The sequence below is a fragment of the Telluria sp. RB2R28 genome, from assembly GCF_059685835.1.
On the sequence record NZ_JCASIK010000001.1, the window covers coordinates 32,158 to 57,190 of the forward strand.

Sequence of the window (25,033 nt, forward strand, 5' to 3'; positions counted from 1 at the left end):
TAAATATATTCTTTGAATCTAATATTTTTCTTATTGTTTTGGAGAGTATTATTCTCAATGGAATTATGAAGTGGACGGCACAGTTCTTGTCTAATATTATCGTTATATGGTTGCATAAAAAGTTCGACGCTGTTGGTCAGTAGTAAATCTCGCATTTAAGTTTGAAACTAAAATTTTGGGTAAATGCGCCCAGTCTCTAATATATATTGATAAAAGAAGATCGTTGACGTACTCATCAACTGAGAACGATACCAGAACAAGCTCATCAGCAGTTCTTTTGTCCTGCACCACATCGGACAAATTTTTTACCCCGGGAAGTGTTGTGGAGCTTTGTGAATGAATGTGAGCGGATAAAAAACGATATACGTCCTGTTCTTTTCTTAGAGCGGTTTGCTTAAGTATTCCATATCTTTCACCGAAACCAGGAATATACCTATTGAAATATTCAAATAATTCTTTTTTTAATTTAAATCCATCCCCGGTTAAGTTAACATTCTCCCACTCGACTTTATGATCTTTAAAGAATAGCCAAGTAAGTATGACGTCTACTTCAGTCCTCATCGCGAACATTGCAGGACGTATGAGGCCAAGGCCTGCACATGCGGCAGCCTCAATCAGAGAGGACGCCGCGCCATCAAGGAGTTCATCAGCGACTCCTGTCTTATGCCTACGCAGATAGTCAAGCCAATTAAGAACAAGATTTGAATTTGAATCAATGTTTTTTGAAACATCAGCACCGTGGTGGTTTGCAAACGTCGTAGACTTGTCTCTCAACTCAGCGATTTGTTCTTCGATATTCATACTTCACCTTTTCTGTGAAGCCAATCGTCCTTATCACCCGCACCATGAACTCGCTCATTTCGTATTCTGGTAGCCACATGAAGCAGCTCAGACTCGCTATACGATTTCCGCAATAATTTAAGCCAAGCTGCAAATCCAGATTTCGGGCTTAGACTTGGAATTTTTCGGCTAGGAAAAATAGTCTGCAGCATTCGATTTAGATGATAATGCGCCTCTGATTTTGAATAGCCTGCCTGAGTAATTAATAATTCAACAACCCTATCGGAGAAAAAATCCGAAGGACTTTCTGTGGATGATGGTGAGCGCCCTAGCTTAGATCCAAAACTATTCTGAATATTTTCGATTTCTGACAATAATTCGTTTTGAGGAGTTTTCATTAACTGCAGAAGTATCTCGCGAATTTGCCTATTATCAAAATTTGCAGAAGCAAGCAAATTTAGGAATTGACGAAGTATTGGTTTCATTGTTGCCAGCCCAAAGGAATTTTGAGATCGTTGACAATTCTAGTAAAGCGGCGTTTCAGCGCGTTAACGTGAGCAACGCCTTTATCTGTGGCAAAACCGGTTTGCCCTTCTTTTGCTGAAAGTAAACTTGAAAATTTCAATGTTGTCGGTAAAGTTATTATGCCAAACTTCGGATCGCCGCGCAGTGTATTTTCAACATCCGTGTCAATCTTTCCTGGAGACCCGTTAATAAGAACTATCTGTTTAGGTTTGTTGATAATGATAGGAACGTTATCGATAAATTCATTAAGCAATTCCAGGCCTAAGATCGAATATCGGTCAGGTCGGACTGGTACCAAAACGTGTGTAGACGCCAGAAGAGCGCATATTGTCATAAAAGAGCTACTAGGATTGCAGTCTATGACTACGAGATCATATTTTTGTCGTGCCGAGTTAATGAATTCTAAAAATCTAGCCCGAACGGGTTGTAAGGCTTTTTGATCGTCTACTAATGTGTATTTGGTCATTCGAAAATCGCCAGGAATAATGCTTAAGGCTGGACGATCAGTTCCTTTCCATACCAACAGATTCTTAGCTACATCTTCTACTACAGGAGGTGGGCCCAAAGCGGTGGTAATCTTAAATAGCGATGGCTCAGTATTGGGTTCCATAACCGAGAATATGGTACGCCCTGCATTTTTGTTGTTTTCAAATTCTGCGCGTGATAATAATGCTTGAGTTAAGTTGAATTGAGGGTCGAAGTCGATTAAGAGAACTGACTTTGAGAGTGTTTCAACAAGATGTCTAAAAAGGTGAGCAGTAATAGTTGTTTTCCCTACTCCACCCTTCATGTTCAATGTTGAGATCACAGGTGCAAGCTTGTTTTTTAGCATAGTTTATTATATTTTATTAAAATTTCATAATAAACATGTTATTTTACAATAGCAATTCACTGTGCATATTACTGTCAATAAAGATGCTGGGATACCATTTTTGTTATCAATCGTTGTGAAAAATTGATTGGATCAGTATCACACTTTGTCCTACGATTGCAGAACAACAATATCGGAGACAAGTGATGCGATTCACCCGCAGGAAGTTCCTGGGCGTAGCCACGGCCGCCACCTTTGCAGCAACCCACCCGGCGCTCGCCGCCAAGCCCCTCACCATCGGCTTTTCGCAAGTCGGCGCCGAGAGCGAATGGCGCACCGCCAACACCACCTCGATCAAGGACGCCGCCAAAAAGGCCGGCGTCATCATGAAATTCGCCGACGCCCAGCAGCGCCAGGAAAACCAGGTCAAGGCCATCCGCTCGTTCATCGCCCAGCGCGTCGACATCATCGCGTTCTCGCCCGTTGTCGAATCGGGCTGGGACACCGTGCTGCGGGAAGCCAAGGCGGCCAAGATCCCCGTCATCCTCACCGATCGCGGCGTGAAAGTTGCCGACCCGTCGCTGTACGTGACGCTGCTCGGTTCCGACTTCGTGGAAGAGGGCCGCCGCGCCGCCCGCTGGCTGGTCGAGCACGCCAAGAAGAACCCGGGCCGTGCCTATAACATCGTCGAGTTGCAAGGGACCGTCGGCTCGGCGCCGGCCATCGACCGCAAGGCCGGCTTCGCCGAAGTGATCAAGGGCGAGCCGCGCCTGAAGATGCTGCGTTCGCAGACGGGCGACTTTACCCGCACCAAGGGCAAGGAGGTGATGGAAGCGTTCCTCAAGTCCGAGGGCAAGAACATCACCGTCCTGTACGCGCACAACGACGACATGGCCATCGGTGCGATCCAGGCGATCGAAGAAGCGGGCATCGAGCCGGGCAAGGACATCCTCGTGATCTCGATCGACGGTGTGCGCGGCGCGTTCGAGGCCATGTTGCAGGGCAAGCTGAACGTGACGGTCGAATGCAACCCGCTGCTCGGTCCCCAGCTGATGCAGGCCGCGCTGGCGGTCAAGGCGGGTAAACCGGTCCCCAAACGCATCGTCGTGAACGAGGGCGTATTCCCGGCTGAAGTGGCCGCGAAGGAATTCCCGAACCGTCGCTACTGAGGCGGCCATGCTCCCCACGACAACGCAGGTGCCGGTCCTGGAAGTGACCGGCATCCACAAGCAGTTTCCCGGCGTGCGCGCGCTGTCGGATGCGGGCCTGCGCCTGTACCCGGGCGAAGTCCACACGCTGATGGGCCAGAACGGCGCCGGCAAATCCACGCTGATCAAGGTGCTCACGGGCGTCTACCAGCCCGATCGCGGCAGCATCGTGTTCGCTGGCGAGCCGATTGCGCCGCGCTCGACGCAGGACGCGCAGGACCTGGGCATCAGCACTGTGTATCAGGAGGTGAACCTGTGCCCGAACCTGTCGGTCGCCGAGAACATCTTCATCGGCCGCTATCCGCGCCGCTGGGGCATGATCGACTGGCGCCGGATGCGGCAGCAGGCGCAGGCGCTGTTGACGCGCCTGCAGGTGCACATCGACGTGCGCCAGCCGCTAGCCAGCTTCCCGCTGGCGGTCCAGCAGATGGTGGCCATTGCGCGCGCGCTGAGCATTTCGGCGCGGGTGCTGATCCTGGACGAGCCCACGTCGAGCCTCGACGAAGCCGAAGTCCAGCTACTGTTTTCCAACCTGCGCGCGCTGCGCGAGCAGGGCATGGCGATCCTGTTCGTCACGCACTTCCTGGAGCAGACCTACGCGATCTCGGACCGCATCACCGTGATGCGCAACGGCGAGCGCGAAGGCGAGTACCTGTGCAGCGACCTGTCACGCCTGGCGCTGGTGAACAAGATGATCGGTGCTGCGCCCGATGCCCAGGAGCTGCCTGCCACCGGTCAGCAAGCGGCGCAGGCAGCCAGCGCTGGGGCGGGCGAGATTGTCCTGCGCACGCGCGGCGCCGCCCGGCGCGGCGTGCTTGCGCCGCTGGACCTCGTGATCCGCAAGGGCGAGCTGCTGGGCCTTGCCGGCCTGCTGGGATCCGGCCGCACCGAAACCGCGCGCATGCTGTTCGGCGCCGACCGGATTGACAGCGGCGCGATCGAGATCAAGGGCCGCGCACGCGCTCTTGCCACGCCACGTGATGCGATCGCGCACGGCGTCGGGTTCTGCTCCGAAGACCGCAAGCACGAAGGCGCGATCCTCGACCTGTCGGTGCGCGAAAACCTGATCCTGGCCCTGCAGGCGCGCCAGGGCCTGCTGCGCGCGATTCCGCTGCGCCGCCAGCAGGCGCTGGCCGATCACTATGTACAGCAACTGGGGATCAAGACGGCCAGCATCGAGACGCCCATCGGCACGCTCTCGGGCGGTAACCAGCAAAAGGTGCTGCTGGCGCGCTGGCTGGCTACCGAACCGACCCTGATGATTCTCGACGAACCGACGCGCGGCATCGACGTGCGCGCCAAGCAGGAGATCATGGGTTACGTCACGAGCCTGTGCCGCAAGGGCATGTCGATCCTGTTCATCTCGTCCGAACTGCCGGAAGTGCTGCGCGTGAGCGACCGCATTGTCGTCATGCGCGACCGCAAGGCCTGCGGCGAGTACCGGCGCGGTGAACTCGACGACAGCACGGTGCTGCACGTGATTGCCGGGGAGGGCGCGTGATGGCCGTCAACGACATCCCGGCGCTGCAGCCGCCCGCGCGGGCGCCTTTGGCATCACGCATGCTGGCGCACCGCCTGTTCCGGCCCCTGGCCGCGCTGGCCGTGCTGCTGCTGATCGACTTCCTGCTGATTCCCGGCTTCTTTAATCTGGAGGTCCGCGACGGCCACCTGTATGGCGCGCTGGTCGACATCGTCAACCGCGCGGCGCCCCTGATGCTGGCGGCGATCGGCATGACGCTGGTGATTGCCACGCGCGGCATCGACATCTCGGTCGGCGCCGTGGTCGCGCTGTCCGGCACCGTCGCCTCGATGCTCATTGGCGGCACGATGGTGATGCAGGATGGCGTGCCGGTGTACCTGGCCGACACGCCGATGCTGGTGGCGATTGCCGCCGCCCTCGGCGCGGCGCTGCTGTGCGGGCTGTGGAACGGCGCGCTCGTTGCCGGTCTTGGCCTGCAGCCGATCGTCGCGACGCTGATCCTGATGGTGGCCGGGCGCGGCCTGGCCCAGTTGCTCACCGATGGCCAGATCGTCACGGTCTACTACCAGCCGTATTTTTTCCTGGGCAGCGGGTATCTGTTCGGCTTGCCGTTCGCACTGTTTGTCGTGGCCGTGGTGTTCGGTGTCACGGCGCTGCTGCTGCGCCACACGGCGCTGGGGCTGTTCATCCAGGCGGTGGGCATCAATCCGGTGGCCGCGCGCCTGGCCGGCATCCGTACGGCGGCGCTGATCGTGTTCGTCTACGTGTTCGCGGCCACCTGCGCCGGCATGGCGGGCCTGTTAATCAGTTCCAACGTGAAGAGCGCGGACGCCAACAACGCCGGCCTGATGCTCGAACTGGACGCCATCCTGGCCGTCACGCTGGGCGGCACGTCGCTCGCGGGCGGCAAATTCAGCCTGGCCGGTTCGCTCGTCGGGGCGTTGATCATCCAGACGCTCACCTACACCATCTATTCGCTGGGCGTGCCGCCCGAGGTCAATATGGTCGTCAAGTCGGTTGTCGTGTTCCTGGTCTGTATCTCGCAGTCCGACCAGTTCAGGCAGTTGTGGCAGCGGAGGCGCGCATGAATGTCCGCGTACTCGCGAAGGCCCCGTCCTTCACATCCCTGGTCACGGTGGCGCTGCTGGTGGCGATGCTGCTCGTCGGCGGCGCGCTGTACGACGGCTTCCTGTCGCTGCAGGTGCTGCTCAATCTCCTGATCGACAATGCGTTTTTGCTCGTGATCGCGATCGGCATGGGCTTCGTGATCCTGTCCGGCGGGATCGACCTGTCGGTGGGCGCCGTACTCGCGCTGGCGACGATGATTGCGGCCTGGCTGCTGCAGGTGGCGCACTGGCCGCCGCTGGCGGTGATCGCCTTTGTGCTGCTGCTGGGCGCCGGTTTCGGCGCGGGCATGGGGGCGATCATCCATTACTTCCGGCTGCAGCCGTTCATCGTCACGCTGGCCGGCATGTTCCTCGCGCGCGGCCTGTGCTACCTGATCAGCATCGAGTCGATCACGATCGACGATCCGCTGTTCGTGGCGATGTCGCAGACCCAGCTCCCGTTTTTCGGGGGCTTCCTGTCGCCCGGCGCGCTGATTGCGCTGGGCATGCTGGGCCTGGCCATCTGGCTCGCGCACTATAGTGGCTTTGGCCGCGCCGTGTATGCGGTCGGCGGCAACGAAACCTCGGCTGCGATGATGGGGCTGGCGGTCGGGCGCACCAAGGTGCTCGTGTATGCGTTGAGCAGCTTCTGCGCCGCGCTGGCCGGCGTGCTGTTCGCGTTCTACATGCTGTCCGGCTACGGGCTGCATGCGCAGGGCACCGAACTCGATGCCATCGCCGCCGTCGTCATCGGCGGCACGCTGCTGACGGGCGGCTACGGCTACGTGGCCGGCGCGCTGTCGGGCGTGCTGGTGCTGGGCACGATCCAGACGCTGATCGCCTTCGATGGCACGCTCAGTTCGTGGTGGACGAGGATCGTGATCGGCGGCCTGCTGTTCGTGTTCTGCGTCGTCCAGCGCGTGATGGCATTCGGAAGAAAATAAAAGAAGGAGACACCATGAAACACACCATGTTCGCCGCGCTGCTGTGCGCGAGCGCCTGCGCGCAAGCCGCCAACCCGATCGTCCGGGACATCTTCACGGCCGATCCGGCCGCACTGGTCGACAAGGGCCGCGTGTACCTGTACGTCGGCAAGGATGACGCACCGGCGGGCGGCAAGGATTACGTCATGAACGAGTGGCGCGTCTACTCGAGCTGCGACATGCAGCGCTGGACGGACCACGGCTCGCCGCTGCGTTACTCGACCTTCAAATGGGCCGGGCGCGATGCCTGGGCCTCGGACATCGTCCGGCGCGGCGACAAGTATTATTTCTATTCGACGGTCGACCATGCGACGATTCCCGGCAAGGCGATCGGCGTGGCGGTGTCGGACAGCCCGACCGGCCCGTTTGTCGATGCACTGGGCCGGGCCCTCGTGACGAACGACATGACGAAGCAGACGCAGATCCTGTGGGATGATATCGACCCCGCCGTGTTCATCGACGACGATGGCCAGGCTTACCTGTATTGGGGCAATACGGTCATGAAGTATGTCAAACTCAAGTCGAACATGATCGAGTTCGATGGCCCGATCCAGACCACGGGCCTGGACAATTTCGTCGAAGCGGCTTATGTGCACAAGCACAAGGGCACGTATTATCTGACCTACTCGCGCCACTTTCCCGAAGAAACCGTGGCCATGCGCGGCCCGGGCGTGCATGGGCCGTGGTCGATGGATGGCGTCATCATGGAAAAGAACACCAACGTGAAGACCATCCACCAGGCGATCGTCGACTTCAATGGCAAGTCGTACATCTTCTACCATAACGGCAAGCTGCCTACGGGCGGCGAATTCCGCCGCTCGGTCGCGGTCGAGGAGTTGCACTACGCGCCGGACGGCAAGATTTTGCCGGTCGCGCAAACGACTGCCGGGCCAGCCGCCAATCCAGCGCCGGGCTGCACGTGATCTGATGGAGACGACCAACCCCAACTGGTTCTTGAAGGCGCGCCTGAAAACGCGCCAGTTGCTGCTGCTGATTGCGCTGGACGACTACCGCAACATTCACCGGGCGGCCGAAGAACTGCACATGACGCAGCCGGCGGCATCGAAACAGGTCAAGGATCTGGAAGAGATGCTCGACGTGCGCCTGTTCGAACGGCTGCCGCGCGGAATGGAGCCGACGATCTACGGCGAGACGATGATCCGCCACGCCCGCATGGCCCTGACCAGCCTGGCGCTGGCGCACGACGACATCGTCGCGCTCAAGGCCGGCCTGGCGGGGCAGGTCGAGGTGGGCGTGATCATGACGCCGGCGATGGCGCTGCTGCCGCGCGCTATCGCCCGCATCAAGGAGCAGGCGCCGCTGCTGCGCATCGGCGTGCAGCTCGAGTCGAGCAATGTGCTGCTCGATAAGCTCAAGCACGGCACGCTCGACTTCATGATCGGGCGCATTCTCGAAAAAGAAGATTCCACCGGGCTGATCTACGAAGAGCTGACCGAGGAGCCGGCCTGTGCGGTCGTGCGGCCCGGTCATCCTTTGCTGGAAAGTAAAAACCTGACGCTCGAGGCGCTTGTCGGGCGGCCCTGGATCCTGCCGCCACCGGGCAGCATCCTGCGCCACCGCTTCGACATGATGTTCCTGCGCGCCGGCCTGCAGCCGCCGGTGAACGTCGTCGATACGACGGCGCTGTTATTGGTCACCGCGCTGTTGCAGCAAACCGACGCGTTGCACGTGATGCCGCAGGAAGTCGCGCAATATTATGCGTCGCTGAATGTGATGCGGATCCTGCCGATCGATTTGCCCTGCAAGATGGATGCGTTCGGCATCATCCGCCAGCAGGATCATTTGCTGTCTCCGGGCGCCGAGTTGCTGCTGGGCGCCGTGCGGGCCGCTGCTGCAGAAATTTACTAGGCTTGTGGCATCCCCGCCACGCCCGCTCGACACCTCAGGTGTAACGGGCGCGGCCCAGTTTGGTTGCTCGCTATAATCGTCCCAACAAGGATATGTTGGCGGCGCTGCAGCAGGGCAGGATCAGATGTTTCAGGATATCGAGCTCGCCAGCCCTGCAAGAACCACACTGGGTATTCCTGATGAGTAATCTGAGCGGCTTCATGCCGATGGTCGGCGGCGGTTCCACGCTGTCCGGCGACCCCACCGTACTGGACGCGCCTGCGCCAGTTCTGGCCGCGCCGTCGGCGCTGTTTGCGTCTTCCCCTGCAGCAGCATTTGCCCCTCCACCCGCAGCCACCGAGCGTGCGCTGGCCGGGCTTGCACACTTGCACCCGGACGCCTGGCCCGAAGGCCTGCGCGCCATCGCCGACCTGATTCAGGCGTCGCGCTTTCCCATGTTTCTGGCGATCGGGCGCGAGCTGCGCCTGTTCTACAACGACGCGTATTCCGACCTGCTGGGGGACAAGCACCCGGCTGCGCGCGGCGCGCCGTATGCCAGCGTGCGCCCCGAGCTGTGGGACCGCATGCGGCCGTATTTCGACGAAGTCCTGGCCGGCGAATCGGCCCAGCTCCAGCACGCGCTGATGGAATTCGAGCGCAACGGCAAGCGCGAACGGCGCTTTTTCTGCGTTTCGCTGTCGCCTGTGCGCCATGCAGGACAGGTGGCCGGCGTCTATTGCGTGCTCACCGAAACGACGTCCGACGTGCTGTCCGATTACCGGCATGCCTTCCACCAGAAGCTCGGCGAAGCGCTCGATGGCCTCGATGACGCCGACCACATCATGCGCGCGACGAGCGCCATGACCGGGCAGACGCTGGGCGTAGCGCGCGTGGGCTACGCCGAGGTCGACGTTCCAGGCCGCACCGTCAGCATCGACTGCGACTGGACCAGTGGCCGCATGGCCAGCCTGGCCGGCCGCTCGCATCCCCTCGACGCATTCGGTCCGGTGGTCAATGCCAAGCTGCGCCAGGGCCGCAGCGTGCGCATCGACGACGTCGATGCCGACGAACGCAGTGCGCCGCATGCCGCAGCCTACGCCGCCATCGGCGCGCGCGCGCTGGTGATGGTGCCGATCATCGAGGAAGGGCGCCTGTGCGCCGTGTTCTACCTGCACGAACCGATGGCGCGCCACTGGACCGAACAAGAAGTGGCGTTGGCCGAAGACGTGGCGCGCCACACGCGTGAAGTGGCGCGCCGCTCGCGCGTCGAGGAAAGCCTGCGCGATGAAAGCCGCATCCTCGAGACGGTCAACCGCGCCGGGCGCGCGCTGGCATCGACGCTCGACCTCGATACCCTCGCCCAATCGATCACCGACGCCGGCGCCGAACTGAGTGGCGCGCGCTTCGGTGCGTTCTTCTGCAATCCGGCCGGCCGGGGCGACCCGCTGCACGATGCGGTGGATGCGCCGGTCTGCGCCACGGCGCATGAGCAGATGCGCCTGTACGCGCTGTCGGGCGCGTCGCGCGAGCAGTTCGACCGGCTCGCGCCCCCGACGGCGGCCATCTTCCGCCCGCTGATCGAAGGCGGGGCGCCGGTGCGCAGCGACGACATCACGTGCGATCCGCAGCACGCTGCGCTGGTGGCCGACGGCACGCCGCTGGCGCAGCTGCGCGTGCGCAGCTATCTCGCGGTGCCGGTCGTGTCGCAATCGGGCAAGGTGCTCGGCGGCCTGTTCCTGGGTCATCCGGCGCCGGCCATGTTCACCGAACGCACCGAACGCATGGTTGCCAATCTCGCCGCGCAAGCCGCCGTGGCGATGGACAATGCGCACCTGTACGAGATCGCGCAAACGTCGGCGCTCGAACGCGATGCGCTGCTGCAGAGCGAGCGCCTGGCGCGCGTGCAGGCCGAGCGCCTCAGTCACACCAAGGATGAATTCCTGGCCATGCTGGCGCACGAGCTGCGCAATCCGCTCGCGCCGATCAGCAGTTCGGCCAGCTTGCTCAGCATGCAGTTCGCGAACGAGCCGCGCATCTGCCAGACCAGTTCCATCATCAGCCGCCAGGTCAAGCACATGAGCCGCCTGATCGACGACCTGCTTGACGTCTCGCGCGTCACGCGCGGGCTGGTCAAGCTCAAGCTGGCGACGGTCGATTTCCGCGATGTCGTGAACGGGGCGCTCGACCAGACCCGCCCGCTGGTGCTCGAAAAAGCGCACCACGTGACGGTCCAGCTGCCCGAAACGCCCGTGTACGTGCGGGGCGACCAGACGCGCCTCGTGCAGAGCGTGGCCAATATCGTTGGCAATGCCGCGAAGTACACGCCCAAGGCCGGCACGCTGGCCCTGCGCCTGGTAGCGGACGATGGGCGCATGACGCTTGAAGTGCGCGACAACGGTTCCGGCATGCCGCCCGACCTCGTGCCCAATGTGTTCGACCTGTTCACGCAGGGCGCGCGCACGCTGGCCCGCTCGCAGGGCGGGCTGGGGCTGGGCCTCACGCTCGTCAAGCGCCTGATCGACCTGCACGATGGTGACGTCACCGCATACAGCGATGGCGTCGGCTGCGGCAGCACGTTCACGCTCTGCCTGCCGTGCGTGAGCGCGCGCGCCGACAGCAACGACGACGACGCGCCGCCATCCGACGCCGATCCGGTACGGGCCACGCTCGGCCGCCAGCTGCGCGTGCTGATCGTCGACGACAACACGGACGCCGCCGACAGCCTGGCCACGCTGCTGCAGGTGCAGGGCCACGCCACCGCCGTCGAATACGACGCGGCCTCGGCCCTGCGCCGCGCGCGCGTCGAACATCCCGACGTGATGCTGATCGATATCGGCCTGCCCGACATCGACGGCTACCAGCTCGCATCGAGCCTGCGCGCGCTGCCCGAGATGGCGGCCACGGTGCCGGTGGCCGTGACCGGCTATGGCCAGGCCAGGGACCGCGAACGGGCGCTCGAGGCAGGCTTCGTCCATCACCTGGTCAAGCCGGTCGACATGACGGCGCTCGTGCGCATCCTGGACGCGAGTGCGGCGCAGGCGGCGCAGGCCGAGGCAGCGGCCGCATCGGCCTGAACCTGAACCTGAGCCTTGCCGCCCTCCATGGCGGGAGTATGATGATGCTCCTGTCAATGAAAGGATGAGCATGACCGAATTCGTCATCACTGCACCCGACACGGCGTCCGTGGCCGTCGCCGGTTCCAGCGCGCGCTTCCCGGTGCGCCGCGTGTTCTGTGTGGGCCGCAACTACGCGGCGCACGCGCGTGAAATGGGCAGCGACCCGAATCGCGAACCACCGTTCTTCTTCACCAAGCCGGCCGATGCCGTCGTGCCGGCCAGCGGCGCGGTGCCGTATCCGCCATCGACGAACGACATGCACCACGAGATCGAACTGGTCGTGGCGCTGAAAAGCGGTGGCAAGGACATCGACGCGGCGCAGGGGCTCGATCTGGTGTGGGGTTATGGCGTGGGTTTGGACCTGACCCGGCGCGACCTGCAGGCCGTGGCCAAGGACGCCGGCCGGCCATGGGACATGGCCAAGGGCTTTGACGCATCGGCCCCGTGCAGCCCGCTGCATCCGGTCAGCGACGTGGGGCACCCGGCCCAGGCGCGCATCTGGCTCGAAGTAAACGGCACGCTGCGCCAGGAAGGCAACCTTGATGAAATGATCTGGCCCATCGCGGACGTGATCGCGTCGCTGTCGCGCCTCGTGACGCTGGCGCCCGGCGACCTGATTTATTCGGGCACGCCGTCCGGCGTCGGCGCGCTGCAGCCGGGTGACCGGGTGCGCGGCGGTGTCGACGGCGTCGACACGTTCGAGCTGCAAATCGCGCCGCGCTGAGGGTCAGCTTTCCCACAATCTTTGTTCTGCCTCAACACGTGCGAAATTTGATACGCTAGGGATATCGGCGCGCGTGGGGAGGTGGCAATGACAAAAGTTGCATTGATAGCCGTGCATGGCATGGGCGAGACCTTGCCCGACTATGCCGACGGCCTGATGGCGGGGCTGCGTACCCGCCTGGATGCGCTGGCCGGCCAGGTCGTCATGCGCTCGGTCTACTACCAGGGCATCCTGCACGATAACCAGCGCCTGGTCTGGGACCGCACCGCAGCCACCGGCCAGGTGCGCTACGCCGCGCTGCGCAAATTCGTCCTGTATGGCCTGGGCGACGCCGCCGGGCTGGAAAACAGCAAGGATGACCCCGGCTCGATCTATGAGCAGGCTCAGGGCGAGATCGCCAGCGCGCTGTTGTCGGCCCACGCCGCGCGGCCCGGCATGCCGGTCGTGTTCGTCGCGCACTCGCTGGGCTGCCAGGTGCTGTCGAGCTATCTGTACGATGCGCAGAAGGCGGCCGCCGGCAAACCGGTCGGCGCCGGCATCTGGCGCAATATCGGTGCCTGGGCCGGCGCGACGCTCGGCCGCGCGCTGACAGCAAGCGAACTGGCCTTTATCGGCGGCGGCACCTGCGTCGGTCTGGTCACCACCGGCTGCAATATCCCGATCTTTGTCGCCGCGCACCAGGAAATGCACATCATCCCGATTGCGCCGCCGACGCCGATGTTCAAGTGGATCAACTTCTATGATCCCGATGACGTGCTGGGCTGGCCGCTGCAGCCGCTGTCAAACGGCTACCGCACGCTGGTCGAGGACCGCGCGATCAATGCCGGCGGCGGGGTGGGGGACTTTTTGCTGCGCAGCTGGAATCCGCTGGCGCACAATACCTACTGGGACGATGACACGGTGCTGGACGCCATCGCCGCGATGCTGCGCCGCCTGGCGGCGTAGCATCGCGGCATTATGGACGTCTAGGCTGCCAGTGCCGGCACGGCGCGCGCCGCCAGTTGCGGGCGCGTCCGCCCGCCGGTGTGGCCCAGCCTGAACGCGGCGGCCACCTGCGCCAGTTGCGCGGCCTGTTCCTGCATGCTCGCTGCCGCGGCGGCGGCTTCCTCGACCAGCGCCGCGTTCTGCTGCGTCACCTGGTCCATCTGCGCGATCGCTTCATTGACCTGGTTGATGCCCACGCGCTGCTCCTGCGTGGCGGTGCTGATCTCGGACATCATGTCGGTCACCCGCGCCACGCTGGCCACGACGTCGTCCATCGTGGCGCCGGCCTGCTGCACGAGCGCCGTGCCGGCATTCACCTGCGTCATCGAGTCGCCGATCAGGCCCTTGATTTCACGCGCCGCACCGGCCGAACGCTGCGCCAGGTTGCGCACTTCGGACGCCACCACCGCAAAGCCGCGCCCCTGTTCCCCGGCGCGCGCCGCTTCCACCGCGGCATTCAAGGCCAGGATATTGGTCTGGAAGGCGATGCCGTCGATCACGCCGATGATGTCGACGATCTTGCGCGCCGAGGCGTCGATCGAGCCCATCGTGTCGACCACCTGGCCGACGATGGCGCCGCCACGCGCCGCAACATCCGAGGCCGTTTTTGCCAGGCCGTTGGCCTGCACCGCATTGTCGGCATTCTGGCGCACGGTGGCGGTCAGTTCTTCCATCGAGGCGGCCGTCTCTTCGAGCGAGCTGGCCTGCTGTTCGGTGCGCGCGGACAGGTCGAGGTTGCCGGCGGCGATCTCGCTCGATGCGGTCGAGATGGCATTGGTGCCTTGCTGGACCTGCGAGACCACCCGCACCAGCGAGCCATTCATCGTTTCCAGTGCGCGCATCAGGTCGCCGACCTGGTCTTTCGGGTAGGTCGCGAACGTGTGGCCAAGGTCGCCCGAGGCGACCGTTTCGGCGACGTCGAGCGCGGCGTCCAGCGGCCGGGTGATGCTGCGCGTGACGAGCACGGCAGCCACGGCGCCGATCGCCGTCGACAGCAGGGCCAGCAGCAGCACCAGTTGGGTGCTGCGCCCGTTCGCCGCTTCGATGGCCTGCGCCGTCTCGTCGATGCTCTTGCGCTGGATCTGCAACAGGCTCTGGACCCGGGCGCCATAGGCGGCCGCTGCTGGCGCGAATACCTGTTCATAGGCCTGTTCTGCCGTCGCTGAGTCGCCCGACGTGCGCGCGTTCATCACGGTTTCCTTGGCCTTCTGGTAGGTCTTGCGCAGGCCAAGGATGTCCTGCAGCGTCGCTTTCTCTTCGGGCGAGTCGAGCAGGACTTCGACTTTCTTGAGGATGGCCGTGGTGTCGGCGACGCTGTCCTTGATCGGCTTGGCAAACACGGCCGCCAGGGTACTGTCGGTGCTGCGCGCAATCAGCGAGGTGCGCGCGATGGCCGAATAGGTCAGCACATACCAGTCCGAGACAAGGCGTTCCTTGGTCAGCGGCTTTTGCATCATCTGCTGGGTTGCCTCGGCGCTGGAGCGCGTGGTGTAGAGGGCGAACGAGGTGCCAGCCAGCGACAGGACGAGCATCGTGGCAAAGCCAAGGGTGAGGCGGGAGCCGATACGTAGATTTTTTAACACGATGTCATCACTTTGAAGAAAGGATTGAGTGCCGAGGAAATGCCGTACGGCAAGTATCAACCCTTTAAACTTCAAATGAAATAGCAATAAGACAGCATGTTGTAATGACGCCGCACAAGCCGGCTGCGGCGTTATCCGGCTTATGCCTGACGCGCCAGCTTGAACAGCGTACGGATGTCACCAGCCACGGCGCCGCGCGCGTTCTTGATGACAGGCTGGCGATAGCGTTCGAGCAGCTCGCGCCGCGCCGCGTTCAGCAGGCCCAGCTGGTCGAGCACCGCGTGCACGGTCGGGTGCAGCGCGCGCACATTGCCATCGGTGATCTTGATCGCGATGCCGATCCCGGCCGAGCGGATGCCGATCGCCTGCACGGCATCGGCGCCGATCTTGGTGACCCAGTCGCCGCCGCCTGCCGTCATCCAGTGCAGGTCGGTGCGCTCCTCGCCCGAGACCAGGTCGGGGCGGGCGATCATCGCGTCACGCAGCGTGCCCATCGCGCCGCCCAGCTGCGGGTCTTGCGGACCGTGCGCGAGGCGCGCGTACAGGTGCGCCAGACGACTGAGCGGCATCGCGTAATTGGGGGCCGAACAGCCATCCAGGCCAACCGGCATTGCTTCGGGCGCCATGCCGATGGCGTCGGCCAGCGTGCTGCGCACGGCTTGCTGCAGCGGGTGCGCGCGCTCGACGTAGTTCGCGGTGGGCGCATCGTGCAGGCGGCACCAGGCCAGAAAGCCGCTGTGCTTGCCGGAGCAGTTGTGGTGCAGCGGCGTCCACTGCGCATCCTGTGGGGGCTTGCCGCCGGTGAACTCGTAGTGCAGCGGCACCGCGCAGCCGCATTCGAGGTGGCCGGGGTCGAGCCCGATCTTGTTGAGGATGGAGCTGACGCCGTCGAGATGCTTGTCTTCGCCCGAGTGGCTCGCGCACAGCAGCGCGACTTCGTCGCTAGACAGGCCAAAGCGCGCCGGGCCGTCGGCCAGGATGAAGGGCAGGGCCTGGAACGGCTTGAGCGCCGAGCGGGTGAAGGTCGGGTAATCCGGGTCGCCGGCGGACCATAACAGGCGGCCGTGCGTGTCGACGACGGCGATCGAACCGAGGTGCACGTTCTCGATCACGTTACCGCTGTCGGGGTAGCCGCGCGTGGTCGCGGCGAGGGGAATGACTGGCATGGGAGAGGGCGAATTGGCGTTGAAGGAACCCTACTGTACGACATACGTACGGAATGCAGACACACAGTTGAAACAAGGCGCGCTTTCATATATGCACCTCCCGTTCACCCCGCCGATTGCGCATTTCGTCACGCATTTCCGGCGCTTGATCCCCTGGTGCTTGAACGCTTTTTGCGGCTCGCTAGACTGGCTTCATCGTCAGGCAACGAAGCGCTGGCGACACGGACTTCTCCGCCACCGACCTGAAAGGAATTTCCATCATGCGCCTCTCCCACCTCGCCTTGTTCGCCGCCGCCGCTGTCGTCTCGCTGGCCAGTGCCGCCCAGCCAGTTACTGCGGCCAGCGCCGATGCCGTCGGCCTCATCAACGTGCACGCCGCGCAGCCAAAAAAGGTCTATATCGATCCGCTGATGTACCAGCGCATGCAGGGCGCCTACAAGCTCGACGACGGGCGCACGCTGCACGTGACCGGCAAGGGCCGCAAGCTGTACGCCGACCTGGGCGACGGGCCGCAGGAAATCGTCCATGTGGGCCGCGACCGCTTCGAGGCGGTCGGCAGGGACCTGAGCGTGCGCTTCGACGGCGGACCGTTCCCGCACACGGTGCACCTCAAGGACGATGGCGGCCGGGTGCTGGCGTCAAGCCAGCGTTGAGCCGAAGCGGCCGGCCTGGTAGTCCGTGATCGCCTGCGCGATTTCATCGCGGGTGTTCATGACGAAGGGCCCGTGTGAGACCACCGGTTCGCCGATCGGATCGGCGTGCCCGAACAGCAGCAGCGAGCCGGTCTCGGCGACAATCTCCAGCGTGTCGCCCTCCGTGCTCAGCTCCACCAGTTGGTAAGCGTTGGCGAGATCGCCGTGGTGACCCACGCCGATGCGTCCACGCACCACATACAGCAGCACGTTGCGACCTTGCAGGCCGGTGATGCGCAGCCGGCCACCGGCCTGCATTGCAACCGTGCTCATGAACACGCCGGTCAGCGACTGCACCGGGCCCGTGCTGCCATCCCACTCGCCCGCGATCAGGTTCAGCGTGACCTTGCCGTCGTCGAGCGCTAACGCGGGGATGCGGTCCTGCTGCACGCCGGTATAGGCAGGCGCCGTCATCTTCAGGCGCGACGGCAGGTTGACCCACAACTGCAGGATTTCGAGCGGGCCGCCCGTCTCCAAAAACGCGCGCGGCGAGACCTCGGCATGCACGATGCCGCTGCCGGCCGTCATCCACTGGATACCGCCGGCGTGGATCACGCTTTCATGGCCGGCGCTGTCGCGGTGGGCCAGCATGCCTTCGACGATGAAGGTTACGGTCTCAAAACCCCGGTGCGGATGCGGACCAAATGGCAGGCCGCGGTTGTGCGGGCCATAGGTCTGCGGGCCGTGGTGATTCAGGAACAGGAACGGATCGATCTGGTCGAGCTGGGGAGAGGGCACGGGGCGCTGCGTGAGCAGGTCGCCGATGTCGTCGCGCAGCGCGGCGTGCGCGCGCAGGAAGGTCTTGTCAGTCATGGTGTGGATGCCGTTTAGTCAGGATGCGTAACGATACGCTGAAAGTGGCCGTCGCGTTCACAGCGGTGGCAGAAGGCGCTATGCTGGGCGTTTGCATGTCTGCAACCCTTGGAGATCGGCCCCGTATGTACAAGAACGCCTGCCTTGCCAGCCTGTTGCTGGCCTCATCCACTGTTCTGGCCGCGCCGCCGGTTGCAGCGCCCAGCGAGGCCGCCGTCAGCGCCGCCAAGTATGCGGTGGCCACCTACCGCAACGACGTCGTCGATACGCTCGCCAAACTGGTGAGCTTCAACACGGTGGCCGATCCGCGCTACCCGTCGGACCGGAACCCGGTGCATGCTGCGTTCAAGGCCACGCTCAAGGCAGAAGCCGAGCGCATGGGGCTCGATTACACCGATTACGGCTGGACGGTCGTCATCGGCCTGGGCAAGGGTGCCGAGCGTGTCGGCATCGTCACCCATGGCGATGTGCAGCCGGTGGACCCGACCAAGTGGAAGAAGTCGCCGTTCGTGCTCGACCGCACGAGCGAGCCGGGCAAGCTGATCGCGCGCGGCGCCGAGGATGACAAGGGCCCGATCGCCACCGCGCTGTATGCGATGAAGACGATCCGCGACCGCCAGATCCCCTTGAGCAAGCGCATTGAACTGTACGTGTACATGGGCGAGGAATCCGACTGGGGCCCGTTGACCGAATTTCTCAAGACGCACGTGCCGCCGCAGATGAGCATCACGCTCGACGCCGAGTATCCGGTGGTGACGGCCGAGAAGGGCGGCGGCCTCGTGGCCGTGACGGTGCCGAAGGCCGGCGCGCAGGCGCCCGTGGAGGGCGACGCCTACATCGCCGCGTTCGCGGGCGGCTCGTTCAACACGCAGATTCCGGAAGACGCCGAAGCGCTGGTGGCCAACGCCACGCCGCAGATCGAAGGGCAGATCCGCGCGCGCGGCGCGCAACACGAGGGCATGACCTACACCTACACATGGCAGGGCAAGGACCTGGCGGTGCGTGCCAAAGGGCTGTCGGCCCACTCGTCCAAGCCACAGGAAGGCGTGAACGCCGTGAGCATGCTGGCCGATGCACTGGCCGTGCGGCCGTGGGCCAATACCACCGCCGGCGGCGTCGTCAATTACCTCAACGAGATGGTGGGCACGGGCTACTACGGCGAGAAATTTGGCAGCGGCGCCGGCAACATCGCCTACCGCGACAAGTTCATGGGCCCGCTGACGTTCAAGCCGACCGTGATTCGCCAGCTGGACGACGGCATCGAAGTGGCGATCAATGTGCGCCGCCCGCAAGGCAAGACGGGCGCGCAACTGACCGATGAAATCAACGCCGCACTGAGCCAGTGGCAGGCGCGCCAGGTCCCGCTCACCAACATCAAGGTCGGCGTGCGCGATCCGTGGGTGCTGAACGATGCGCCGCAGGTGCCGACGCTGCTGGCGACCTTTGCCTATTTCACCGGCATGAAGGATGCGAAGCCGGTTGCCATCGGCGGCGGGACCAACTCGCGCCTGTTCCCGAATGCCGTCAGCTTCGGGCCATCGATGCCGGGCCAGAAATATTCCGGGCATTCGGAGCACGAGTTCATCACGACGAAACAACTGCTGCTGAACCTGCAGATGTACACGGCGGTGCTGGTCGAGCTGGCGCGCTAAGCGAGTGCTCTGCAGCCCTGCCGGAATGCCGTAGTTGCCACGGCTGACTTGTAGGGATGCTTCTTGCCAGGTAGTGTAAAAACTTCTAATTTGTGCGTAGGCGCCGGACTACAATATCCCTGCCGTGGAGCGCTCCCAAGGGCGCTCTCCCTTGTGAATCATCGTTGTATGCCAAGGGCGGTATCGTCTTGATACAGCCACAGTATTGTCGCCTGGAAAAGTACCAGGTTCCGTGCAGAAAATGTGGCAAATACAGCATGATAGGATCGGCTTGGAGCCAAGCTCCTGCAGCCGCGAGCGCGCCAATGCGTCGATGTTGGCGTGCGCGTTCGCGCCGGATGTGACCGAACCTTATTGATTGCCATGCACAGTAAAGAACTCAAAAAACCGGACGGACGCAACCTTACTCTCTACAGCAACCGGCCCATCCCCGATGGCCTCGTTGCAACCAGCCCATTTTCCGATCCACAGCACGCCAACCCGCACCTGCGCTGGCATCCGCTGCGCGGCGAGTGGGTGACCTATGCTGCGTTCCGCCAGAACCGCACGTATCAGCCGCCACCCCAGTACAACCCGCTGGCGCCGACGATCGACCCTGCCAATCCCACCGAGATGCCGGCTGGCGACTACGAGATCGCCGTGTTTGACAACCGCTTTCCGTCGCTGGCGCTCGAGTCGCACGATCCGCCGTCGGTGACGGTGCAGACCGCGCCGGCCAATGGCCAGTGCGAAGTGGTCGTGTTCACGCAGGATCCGAACACGGCGCTGGCCCACTTGCCGCTGTCGCGCATTGCGCTCTTGCTGCAGGTGTGGGGCGATCGCACCACGCGCGTGGGGAGCCTGCCGCACATCCAGTACGTGCTGCCGTTCGAAAACCGCGGCGCCGAAGTGGGCGTGACGCTGCACCATCCGCACGGCCAGATCTACTCGTACCCGTTCGTGCCGTCGGTCCCGGCGCGCATGCTCGCGCAAGAGCGTGACTACTACCAGCAGCACGGCGCGAGCATGCTGTGCGACATGGCGCGCGACGAAGCGGCCGATGGCAAGCGCGTGCTGTACCAGGACGATTTCGCCATCGCCTTCGTGCCAGCCTGCGCCCGTTATCCGTACGAGGTCTGGGTGATGCCGACCGCGCCGTGCAAGGATTTCGCGGCGCTCACGCCGCCGCAGCGCGACTCGCTGGCGCGCGCGCTCAAGACCGTGCTGCTCAAGTACGAGACGCTATGGAACCGGCCGTTCCCGTACCTGATGGCGTGGTACCAGGCGCCGACCGACGGCGCCGAGCATCCCGAGACGCAGCTGCACGCCCAGTTCTATCCGCCGTACCGCACGCGCGATCGCCTGAAATACCTGGCCGGCACCGAGCTGGCCGCTGGCATGTTCGCGATGGACGTGCTGCCCGAGACCACAGCGTACGAATTGCAGCAGGTCGAGATCGACCTGGAGGAGGGCGCATGACGGACATCGATATGCGCGCCCAGGAGGTCGCCGACAAACTCGCGCTGCTGCGCGCCACCCTTGCCGCCAGCGGCGCCGGCGCCGTGCGCCTGCGCGGTACCGACTGGTTCGCGTGGGTCACGGCCGGCGGCTCGAGCGCCGTGCTGCACACCACCGACACGGGCATTGCCGAAGTGCTGGTCACTGCGGGCGACGCCTGCGTGCTGACCGACCAGATCGAAGGCGAGCGCCTGCGCCTCGAAGAAGTACCGGCCGGGTTCAGCTTTCATATCGAGCCATGGGCCGAACCCGAGCTGCGCGAGCATTTCGTGCTGGCCGCGGCCGAGGGCCGGCCGGTGCTGTCGGACCGCCCGCAGGCGGACGAACTGCCGTTGCCGCTGCCGCTCCGCCAGCGCAAGCTGGTGCTGGGCGACGCCGAGCAGGCGCGCTACCGCCTGCTGGGGCGTGAAGCGGCCGAAGCGATGACCGAGGTGCTGCACCGCGCCCGGCCCGACTGGACCGAGCAGCAATTGGCCGGTGCCGGCGCCGAGGCGCTGTGGCGCCGCGGCATCCACCCGGCGCTGGTGCTGGTGGCCGGTGCGCGGCGCTTGCCGCTGTTTCGCCATGCGACGCCATCGCACGAGCCGATCGGCGAGCGCGCCATGCTCGTGTTCTGCGCGCGCCGCCACGGCCTGTATGCCAACCTGACGCGTTTCGTGAGCTTTGGCGGCGCTGGCTCGGCGCCAACGGCCCAGCGCGCGTTGATGGCGCTCGAGGCCACCGGCCTGGCGGCCGTGGCGCCGGGCAAATCGCTGTCGTCGGTGTATCACGCGCTGGCCCAGGCCTATCACCACGCCGACGTCGAGGACGCGATCCGCGAACACCACCAGGGCGGCATCACCGGCTACCTGGCGCGCGAGATCGTGGCTACCCCCAGCACGGCCACGCAGCTCGAACAGGGCATGGCATTTGCGTTCAATCCAAGTTATAACGGTATGAAGATCGAAGACACGTTCCTGCTCGGCCCCGACGGACTCGAAAACCTGACCTTCGACCCGGCCTGGCCGTCGGTGGATATCCAAGGCCGTCAGCGGCCGCTCTGGCTGGAGGTGGACGCATGACCATCACGACCGATACCTTCTTTGGCGGCGCGCCCGAGGTGAACGCATCAGCTCCGGGCCGCGTGAACCTGCTGGGCGAGCACACCGACTACAACGACGGCTTCATGCTGCCGGTGGCCACGCCCCAGCGCACGCTGGTGGCCATGAGCCGCAGTGGCGACGACCATTTCCACTTCTATTCGCCCAACTTCGACGCGACTGTCACGTTCGCGAAGGACAGCAGCGCGCCGCAGGGCTTCGGCAGCTATATCGAGGGCTGCATCCGCCTCGTGCAGGCCGAGGGCATCGAGGTGCCGCCGCTGCGCGTGTACGTCGAGACCGACCTGCCGGTGGGCTCGGGCCTGTCGTCGTCGGCCGCGCTCGAAGTGGCCACGCTGCGCGCCATGCGCGCGCTGCTGGGGTTCGAGCTCGACGACGTCAAGCTGGCGCGCATCGCCCAGCGCGCCGAAATCGAGTACGCGCACGTGAACTGCGGGATCATGGACCAGATGGCGTCGAGCCTGGCCGATGAAACCAATATGCTGTTCATCGATGCGCGCACGCTCGAACACCACCTGTCGGCACTGCCGCCAGAGACCGAACTGATCGTGATCGATTCGGGCGTGGCGCGCACGCTGGCGGCCAGCAAGTACAACGAACGCCGCGCCGAATGCGAAGAAGCCTCGCGCATCCTGGGCGTGACGGCGCTGCGCGACGTGGTCGACCCGGCATCGGTCGAGACGCTGCCGTCGCCACTGCGCGAACGGGCCCGCCACGTGGTGCAGGAAAACCTGCGCGTGCTCGAGGCCGCCAAGGGCGTCGACGCCGAACGCTTCGGCGAACTGATGAACGCGTCGCACGTGAGCCTGCGTGACGATTACGAAGTCTCGATCCGCGCGCTCGACGTCCTGTGCGAGGCGCTGCGCGCTGCGCCAGGCGTGCTGGGCGCGCGCCTGACCGGCGCCGGCTTCGGCGGCGCCTGCGTCGCCCTGTGCCGCAAGGGGCAGGCGCAAGAAGCAGCCGCTACCGCGCTGGCGGCGTATCACGACCACCATGGACCAGGCAATGACGTCCAGGGACGCATCCTGATTCCGGTGCCAACTGACAGAAAGGACAAGAATGAATCAGTTTGAATATCCGCGTCCGCAACTGGTGCGCGACCAGTGGCAGAACCTGAACGGCACATGGCAGTTCTGCTTCGATGACGAAGGGCACTACACGCTGCCGTCGGACGTGAAGGAATGGACGCATGAAATCACCGTGCCGTTTGCGCCGGAAACCGCGATGAGCGGCATCGAGGACACGGGCTTTCACCGCTTCGTCTGGTACCAGCGCGAATTCGAGGTCATGCCCATGGATGGGCGCACGATCCTGCACTTCGGCGCGGTCGACTACAGCGCACGCGTCTGGGTCAACGGCCAACTGGTCGTCGAGCACGAGGGTGGACACACGCCGTTTTCCGCCGATATTTCCGGCACCCTGAACGCGGATGGCAAGCAGGTCGTCACGGTTTGGGTCGAAGACGATCCGGCCGACCTGGCCAAGCCGCGCGGCAAGCAGGACTGGCTGCTCGATGCGCACTCGATCTGGTATCCACGCACCACGGGCATCTGGCAGACTGTCTGGATCGAGCAGGTCTCGCAGACGTATATCCAGAAGCTGCGCTGGACGCCGGTGTTCGAGACCTATGAAATCGGCTGCGAAGTGTTTGCCACCGGCGATATCCAGGAAGAGCTGTTTGTCGAAGTCAAGATCTGGCACGGCGACCAGTTGCTGGCCGACGATTACTACAAGCTGCTCAATGGTGAGGCGAACCGCAAGATCGCGCTGTCCGATCCGGGGATCGACGATTCGCGCAATGAGATCCTGTGGAGCCCGGAACGCCCGACCTTGCTCGATGCCGAAGTGACCCTGCGCGCAGGCGACGTGGTGCTGGACCGCATCCGCTCGTACACGGCGCTGCGCTCGGTGTCGATCAACCGTGACCGCTTCATGCTCAATGGCCGCCCGTACCAGCTGCGCCTGGTGCTGGACCAGGGCTACTGGCCGGAATCGTTCATGACGGCCCCGTCCGACGAGCACCTGAAGCGCGACGTCGAGCTGGCCAAGCTGATGGGCTTTAATGGCGTACGCAAGCACCAGAAGATCGAGGATCCGCGCTTTCTTTACTGGGCCGACAAGCTGGGCCTGATGGTGTGGGAAGAAATGCCATCGGCCTACCGCTTCAGCCCGCGCGCGATCACGCGCATGGTCAAGGAGTGGACCGAGGCAATCGAGCGCGACTACAGCCACCCGTGCATCATCGTCTGGGTGGCTTTCAATGAGTCGTGGGGTGTGCCGAACCTGACGCTCACGCAGGCGCATCGCAATGCCGTCGAGGCGCTGTACCACCTGACGCGCACGCTCGACTCCACCCGCCCCGTGATCGGCAACGATGGCTGGGAGGCGTCGGCCACCGATATCCTGGGTATCCACGACTACGACAGCGATCCCGAGAAAGTGCTGGCGCGCTACGCCGTCACCGACCCGGTGCGCACGCTGTTCGATCAGCGCCGCCCTGGTGGTCGCATCCTGACGCTTGATGGCTTCCCGCATCGCGGCCAGCCGATCGTGCTGACGGAATTCGGCGGCATCGCCTACGATCCGAAGCAGACGCCCAATCCCGACGAAACCACGTGGGGCTACAGCCGCGCGCACACGGCCGAAAGCTATCTGAAGCAGTACCGGCGCCTGCTGCAGGTGGTCAACGAGACGTTCATGTTCAGTGGTTTCTGCTACACGCAGTTCACGGACACGTTCCAGGAAGCCAATGGCTTGCTGAATGCCGATCGCTCGCCGAAACTGCCGCTCGATGTGATCAGCGCCGCCACGCGCAATATGCCACTGTTCCAGCGCGCGGTGGAAGAGGGCAAGGATCCTGGCACGCCGTAACGCCTTTCCGGGGGCAGGGCCTGTACGGCCTGCCCGCTGAGCGTCTACCAGGCCACATGTCGCGCAGGCGCATGTGGCCTTTGTACGAGCGCAT

21 protein-coding genes are annotated in these 25,033 nt (G+C 63.6%); 15 read left to right on the plus strand and 6 right to left on the minus strand.

The window, feature by feature from the left end; genetic code table 11:
* Positions 1-102: 102 nt before the first annotated feature.
* From AC56LV_RS00120 to AC56LV_RS00130, 3 genes are read right to left on the minus strand one after another with little or no spacing between them, the layout of a single operon-like run.
* On the minus strand, positions 103-801 hold the full coding sequence (locus tag AC56LV_RS00120) for a hypothetical protein (protein WP_499555066.1): 699 nt from the start codon (positions 799-801) through the stop codon (positions 103-105).
* Positions 798-1,265: a hypothetical protein gene (locus tag AC56LV_RS00125; protein ID WP_499555068.1), complete on the minus strand. Its 468-nt coding sequence runs from the start codon at positions 1,263-1,265 to the stop codon at positions 798-800. Before AC56LV_RS00125 ends, AC56LV_RS00120 begins: the two co-directional genes overlap by 4 nt.
* Positions 1,262-2,137 carry a ParA family protein gene (locus AC56LV_RS00130; protein ID WP_499555070.1) on the minus strand — a complete coding sequence of 292 codons (876 nt, stop codon included), beginning with the start codon at positions 2,135-2,137 and terminating at the stop codon, positions 1,262-1,264. The genes AC56LV_RS00125 and AC56LV_RS00130 overlap by 4 nt, the downstream gene beginning before the upstream one ends.
* 185 nt (positions 2,138-2,322) lie before the next feature.
* Here AC56LV_RS00130 and AC56LV_RS00135 point away from each other — a divergent pair, with 185 nt between their 5' ends.
* From AC56LV_RS00135 to AC56LV_RS00175, 9 genes are all read left to right on the plus strand, one after another.
* Positions 2,323-3,285 carry an ABC transporter substrate-binding protein gene (locus tag AC56LV_RS00135; protein WP_499555072.1) on the plus strand — a complete coding sequence of 321 codons (963 nt, stop codon included), beginning with the start codon at positions 2,323-2,325 and terminating at the stop codon, positions 3,283-3,285.
* Between the two features lie 7 nt (positions 3,286-3,292).
* Positions 3,293-4,825 (plus strand): sugar ABC transporter ATP-binding protein, encoded by a 1,533-nt coding sequence (locus tag AC56LV_RS00140; RefSeq protein ID WP_499555074.1) that lies wholly within the window; start codon positions 3,293-3,295, stop codon positions 4,823-4,825.
* Positions 4,826-4,884: 59 nt separating this feature from the next.
* Positions 4,885-5,892: an ABC transporter permease gene (locus AC56LV_RS00145; RefSeq protein WP_499556755.1), complete on the plus strand. Its 1,008-nt coding sequence runs from the start codon at positions 4,885-4,887 to the stop codon at positions 5,890-5,892.
* On the plus strand, positions 5,889-6,854 hold the full coding sequence (yjfF, locus tag AC56LV_RS00150; protein ID WP_499555076.1) for a galactofuranose ABC transporter, permease protein YjfF: 966 nt from the start codon (positions 5,889-5,891) through the stop codon (positions 6,852-6,854). Before AC56LV_RS00145 ends, yjfF begins: the two co-directional genes overlap by 4 nt.
* A 14-nt stretch (positions 6,855-6,868) precedes the next feature.
* Complete coding sequence (locus AC56LV_RS00155) at positions 6,869-7,816, plus strand: glycoside hydrolase family 43 protein (RefSeq protein WP_499555078.1); 948 nt, start codon at positions 6,869-6,871, stop codon at positions 7,814-7,816.
* 4 nt (positions 7,817-7,820) lie between these two features.
* The gene (locus AC56LV_RS00160) at positions 7,821-8,762 is read left to right on the plus strand and encodes a LysR family transcriptional regulator (RefSeq protein ID WP_499555079.1); all 942 of its coding nucleotides are present in this window, start codon (positions 7,821-7,823) and stop codon (positions 8,760-8,762) included.
* Between the two features lie 179 nt (positions 8,763-8,941).
* Positions 8,942-11,815 carry an ATP-binding protein gene (locus tag AC56LV_RS00165; protein WP_499555081.1) on the plus strand — a complete coding sequence of 958 codons (2,874 nt, stop codon included), beginning with the start codon at positions 8,942-8,944 and terminating at the stop codon, positions 11,813-11,815.
* A 70-nt stretch (positions 11,816-11,885) separates the two neighbouring features.
* Positions 11,886-12,581, plus strand: coding sequence for a fumarylacetoacetate hydrolase family protein (locus tag AC56LV_RS00170; RefSeq protein ID WP_499555083.1), 696 nt, complete (start codon positions 11,886-11,888; stop codon positions 12,579-12,581).
* An 87-nt stretch (positions 12,582-12,668) separates the two neighbouring features.
* On the plus strand, positions 12,669-13,526 hold the full coding sequence (locus AC56LV_RS00175; protein ID WP_499555085.1) for a hypothetical protein: 858 nt from the start codon (positions 12,669-12,671) through the stop codon (positions 13,524-13,526).
* Positions 13,527-13,546: 20 nt separating this feature from the next.
* Here the strand turns inward: AC56LV_RS00175 and AC56LV_RS00180 are convergent, their stop codons facing one another.
* The gene (locus tag AC56LV_RS00180) at positions 13,547-15,148 is read right to left on the minus strand and encodes a methyl-accepting chemotaxis protein (protein ID WP_499555087.1); all 1,602 of its coding nucleotides are present in this window, start codon (positions 15,146-15,148) and stop codon (positions 13,547-13,549) included.
* Positions 15,149-15,288: 140 nt separating this feature from the next.
* Positions 15,289-16,314 carry an asparaginase gene (locus AC56LV_RS00185; RefSeq protein ID WP_499555089.1) on the minus strand — a complete coding sequence of 342 codons (1,026 nt, stop codon included), beginning with the start codon at positions 16,312-16,314 and terminating at the stop codon, positions 15,289-15,291.
* Positions 16,315-16,574: 260 nt separating this feature from the next.
* On the opposite strand from AC56LV_RS00185, the gene AC56LV_RS00190 reads away from it, so the two are divergent.
* Positions 16,575-16,967 carry a hypothetical protein gene (locus AC56LV_RS00190; protein WP_499555091.1) on the plus strand — a complete coding sequence of 131 codons (393 nt, stop codon included), beginning with the start codon at positions 16,575-16,577 and terminating at the stop codon, positions 16,965-16,967.
* On the opposite strand, the gene AC56LV_RS00195 is transcribed toward AC56LV_RS00190, so the two are convergent.
* Positions 16,953-17,819 (minus strand): pirin family protein, encoded by an 867-nt coding sequence (locus AC56LV_RS00195; protein WP_499555093.1) that lies wholly within the window; start codon positions 17,817-17,819, stop codon positions 16,953-16,955. The two genes, AC56LV_RS00190 and AC56LV_RS00195, sit on opposite strands and share 15 nt — an antisense overlap.
* 125 nt (positions 17,820-17,944) lie before the next feature.
* Here AC56LV_RS00195 and AC56LV_RS00200 point away from each other — a divergent pair, with 125 nt between their 5' ends.
* From AC56LV_RS00200 to AC56LV_RS00220, 5 genes are all read left to right on the plus strand, one after another.
* Positions 17,945-19,471 (plus strand): dipeptidase, encoded by a 1,527-nt coding sequence (locus AC56LV_RS00200; RefSeq protein WP_499555095.1) that lies wholly within the window; start codon positions 17,945-17,947, stop codon positions 19,469-19,471.
* 363 nt (positions 19,472-19,834) lie between these two features.
* Entirely contained in the window at positions 19,835-20,929 is a 1,095-nt protein-coding gene (galT, locus tag AC56LV_RS00205) for a galactose-1-phosphate uridylyltransferase (protein WP_499555097.1), read from the plus strand.
* Positions 20,926-22,029: a M24 family metallopeptidase gene (locus AC56LV_RS00210; RefSeq protein ID WP_499555099.1), complete on the plus strand. Its 1,104-nt coding sequence runs from the start codon at positions 20,926-20,928 to the stop codon at positions 22,027-22,029. Before galT ends, AC56LV_RS00210 begins: the two co-directional genes overlap by 4 nt.
* Positions 22,026-23,141: a galactokinase gene (gene galK, locus AC56LV_RS00215; protein ID WP_499555101.1), complete on the plus strand. Its 1,116-nt coding sequence runs from the start codon at positions 22,026-22,028 to the stop codon at positions 23,139-23,141. Before AC56LV_RS00210 ends, galK begins: the two co-directional genes overlap by 4 nt.
* Positions 23,128-24,939: a glycoside hydrolase family 2 protein gene (locus AC56LV_RS00220; RefSeq protein WP_499555103.1), complete on the plus strand. Its 1,812-nt coding sequence runs from the start codon at positions 23,128-23,130 to the stop codon at positions 24,937-24,939. The genes galK and AC56LV_RS00220 overlap by 14 nt, the downstream gene beginning before the upstream one ends.
* The last annotated feature ends 94 nt before the right edge of the window (positions 24,940-25,033 follow it).

Excerpts from the sequence above, each read along its gene's own strand:
- AC56LV_RS00120 (WP_499555066.1), bottom strand. The coding sequence starts at position 801 with ATGAATATCGAAGAACAAATCGCTGAGTTGAGAGACAAGTCTACGACG.
- AC56LV_RS00125 (WP_499555068.1), bottom strand. The coding sequence starts at position 1,265 with ATGAAACCAATACTTCGTCAATTCCTAAATTTGCTTGCTTCTGCAAAT.
- AC56LV_RS00130 (WP_499555070.1), bottom strand. The coding sequence starts at position 2,137 with ATGCTAAAAAACAAGCTTGCACCTGTGATCTCAACATTGAACATGAAG.
- AC56LV_RS00135 (WP_499555072.1), top strand. The coding sequence starts at position 2,323 with ATGCGATTCACCCGCAGGAAGTTCCTGGGCGTAGCCACGGCCGCCACC.
- AC56LV_RS00140 (WP_499555074.1), top strand. The coding sequence starts at position 3,293 with ATGCTCCCCACGACAACGCAGGTGCCGGTCCTGGAAGTGACCGGCATC.
- AC56LV_RS00145 (WP_499556755.1), top strand. The coding sequence starts at position 4,885 with ATGCTGGCGCACCGCCTGTTCCGGCCCCTGGCCGCGCTGGCCGTGCTG.
- yjfF (WP_499555076.1), top strand. The coding sequence starts at position 5,889 with ATGAATGTCCGCGTACTCGCGAAGGCCCCGTCCTTCACATCCCTGGTC.
- AC56LV_RS00155 (WP_499555078.1), top strand. The coding sequence starts at position 6,869 with ATGAAACACACCATGTTCGCCGCGCTGCTGTGCGCGAGCGCCTGCGCG.
- AC56LV_RS00160 (WP_499555079.1), top strand. The coding sequence starts at position 7,821 with ATGGAGACGACCAACCCCAACTGGTTCTTGAAGGCGCGCCTGAAAACG.
- AC56LV_RS00165 (WP_499555081.1), top strand. The coding sequence starts at position 8,942 with ATGAGTAATCTGAGCGGCTTCATGCCGATGGTCGGCGGCGGTTCCACG.
- AC56LV_RS00170 (WP_499555083.1), top strand. The coding sequence starts at position 11,886 with ATGACCGAATTCGTCATCACTGCACCCGACACGGCGTCCGTGGCCGTC.
- AC56LV_RS00175 (WP_499555085.1), top strand. The coding sequence starts at position 12,669 with ATGACAAAAGTTGCATTGATAGCCGTGCATGGCATGGGCGAGACCTTG.
- AC56LV_RS00185 (WP_499555089.1), bottom strand. The coding sequence starts at position 16,314 with ATGCCAGTCATTCCCCTCGCCGCGACCACGCGCGGCTACCCCGACAGC.
- AC56LV_RS00190 (WP_499555091.1), top strand. The coding sequence starts at position 16,575 with ATGCGCCTCTCCCACCTCGCCTTGTTCGCCGCCGCCGCTGTCGTCTCG.
- AC56LV_RS00195 (WP_499555093.1), bottom strand. The coding sequence starts at position 17,819 with ATGACTGACAAGACCTTCCTGCGCGCGCACGCCGCGCTGCGCGACGAC.
- AC56LV_RS00200 (WP_499555095.1), top strand. The coding sequence starts at position 17,945 with ATGTACAAGAACGCCTGCCTTGCCAGCCTGTTGCTGGCCTCATCCACT.
- galT (WP_499555097.1), top strand. The coding sequence starts at position 19,835 with ATGCACAGTAAAGAACTCAAAAAACCGGACGGACGCAACCTTACTCTC.
- AC56LV_RS00210 (WP_499555099.1), top strand. The coding sequence starts at position 20,926 with ATGACGGACATCGATATGCGCGCCCAGGAGGTCGCCGACAAACTCGCG.
- galK (WP_499555101.1), top strand. The coding sequence starts at position 22,026 with ATGACCATCACGACCGATACCTTCTTTGGCGGCGCGCCCGAGGTGAAC.
- AC56LV_RS00220 (WP_499555103.1), top strand. The coding sequence starts at position 23,128 with ATGAATCAGTTTGAATATCCGCGTCCGCAACTGGTGCGCGACCAGTGG.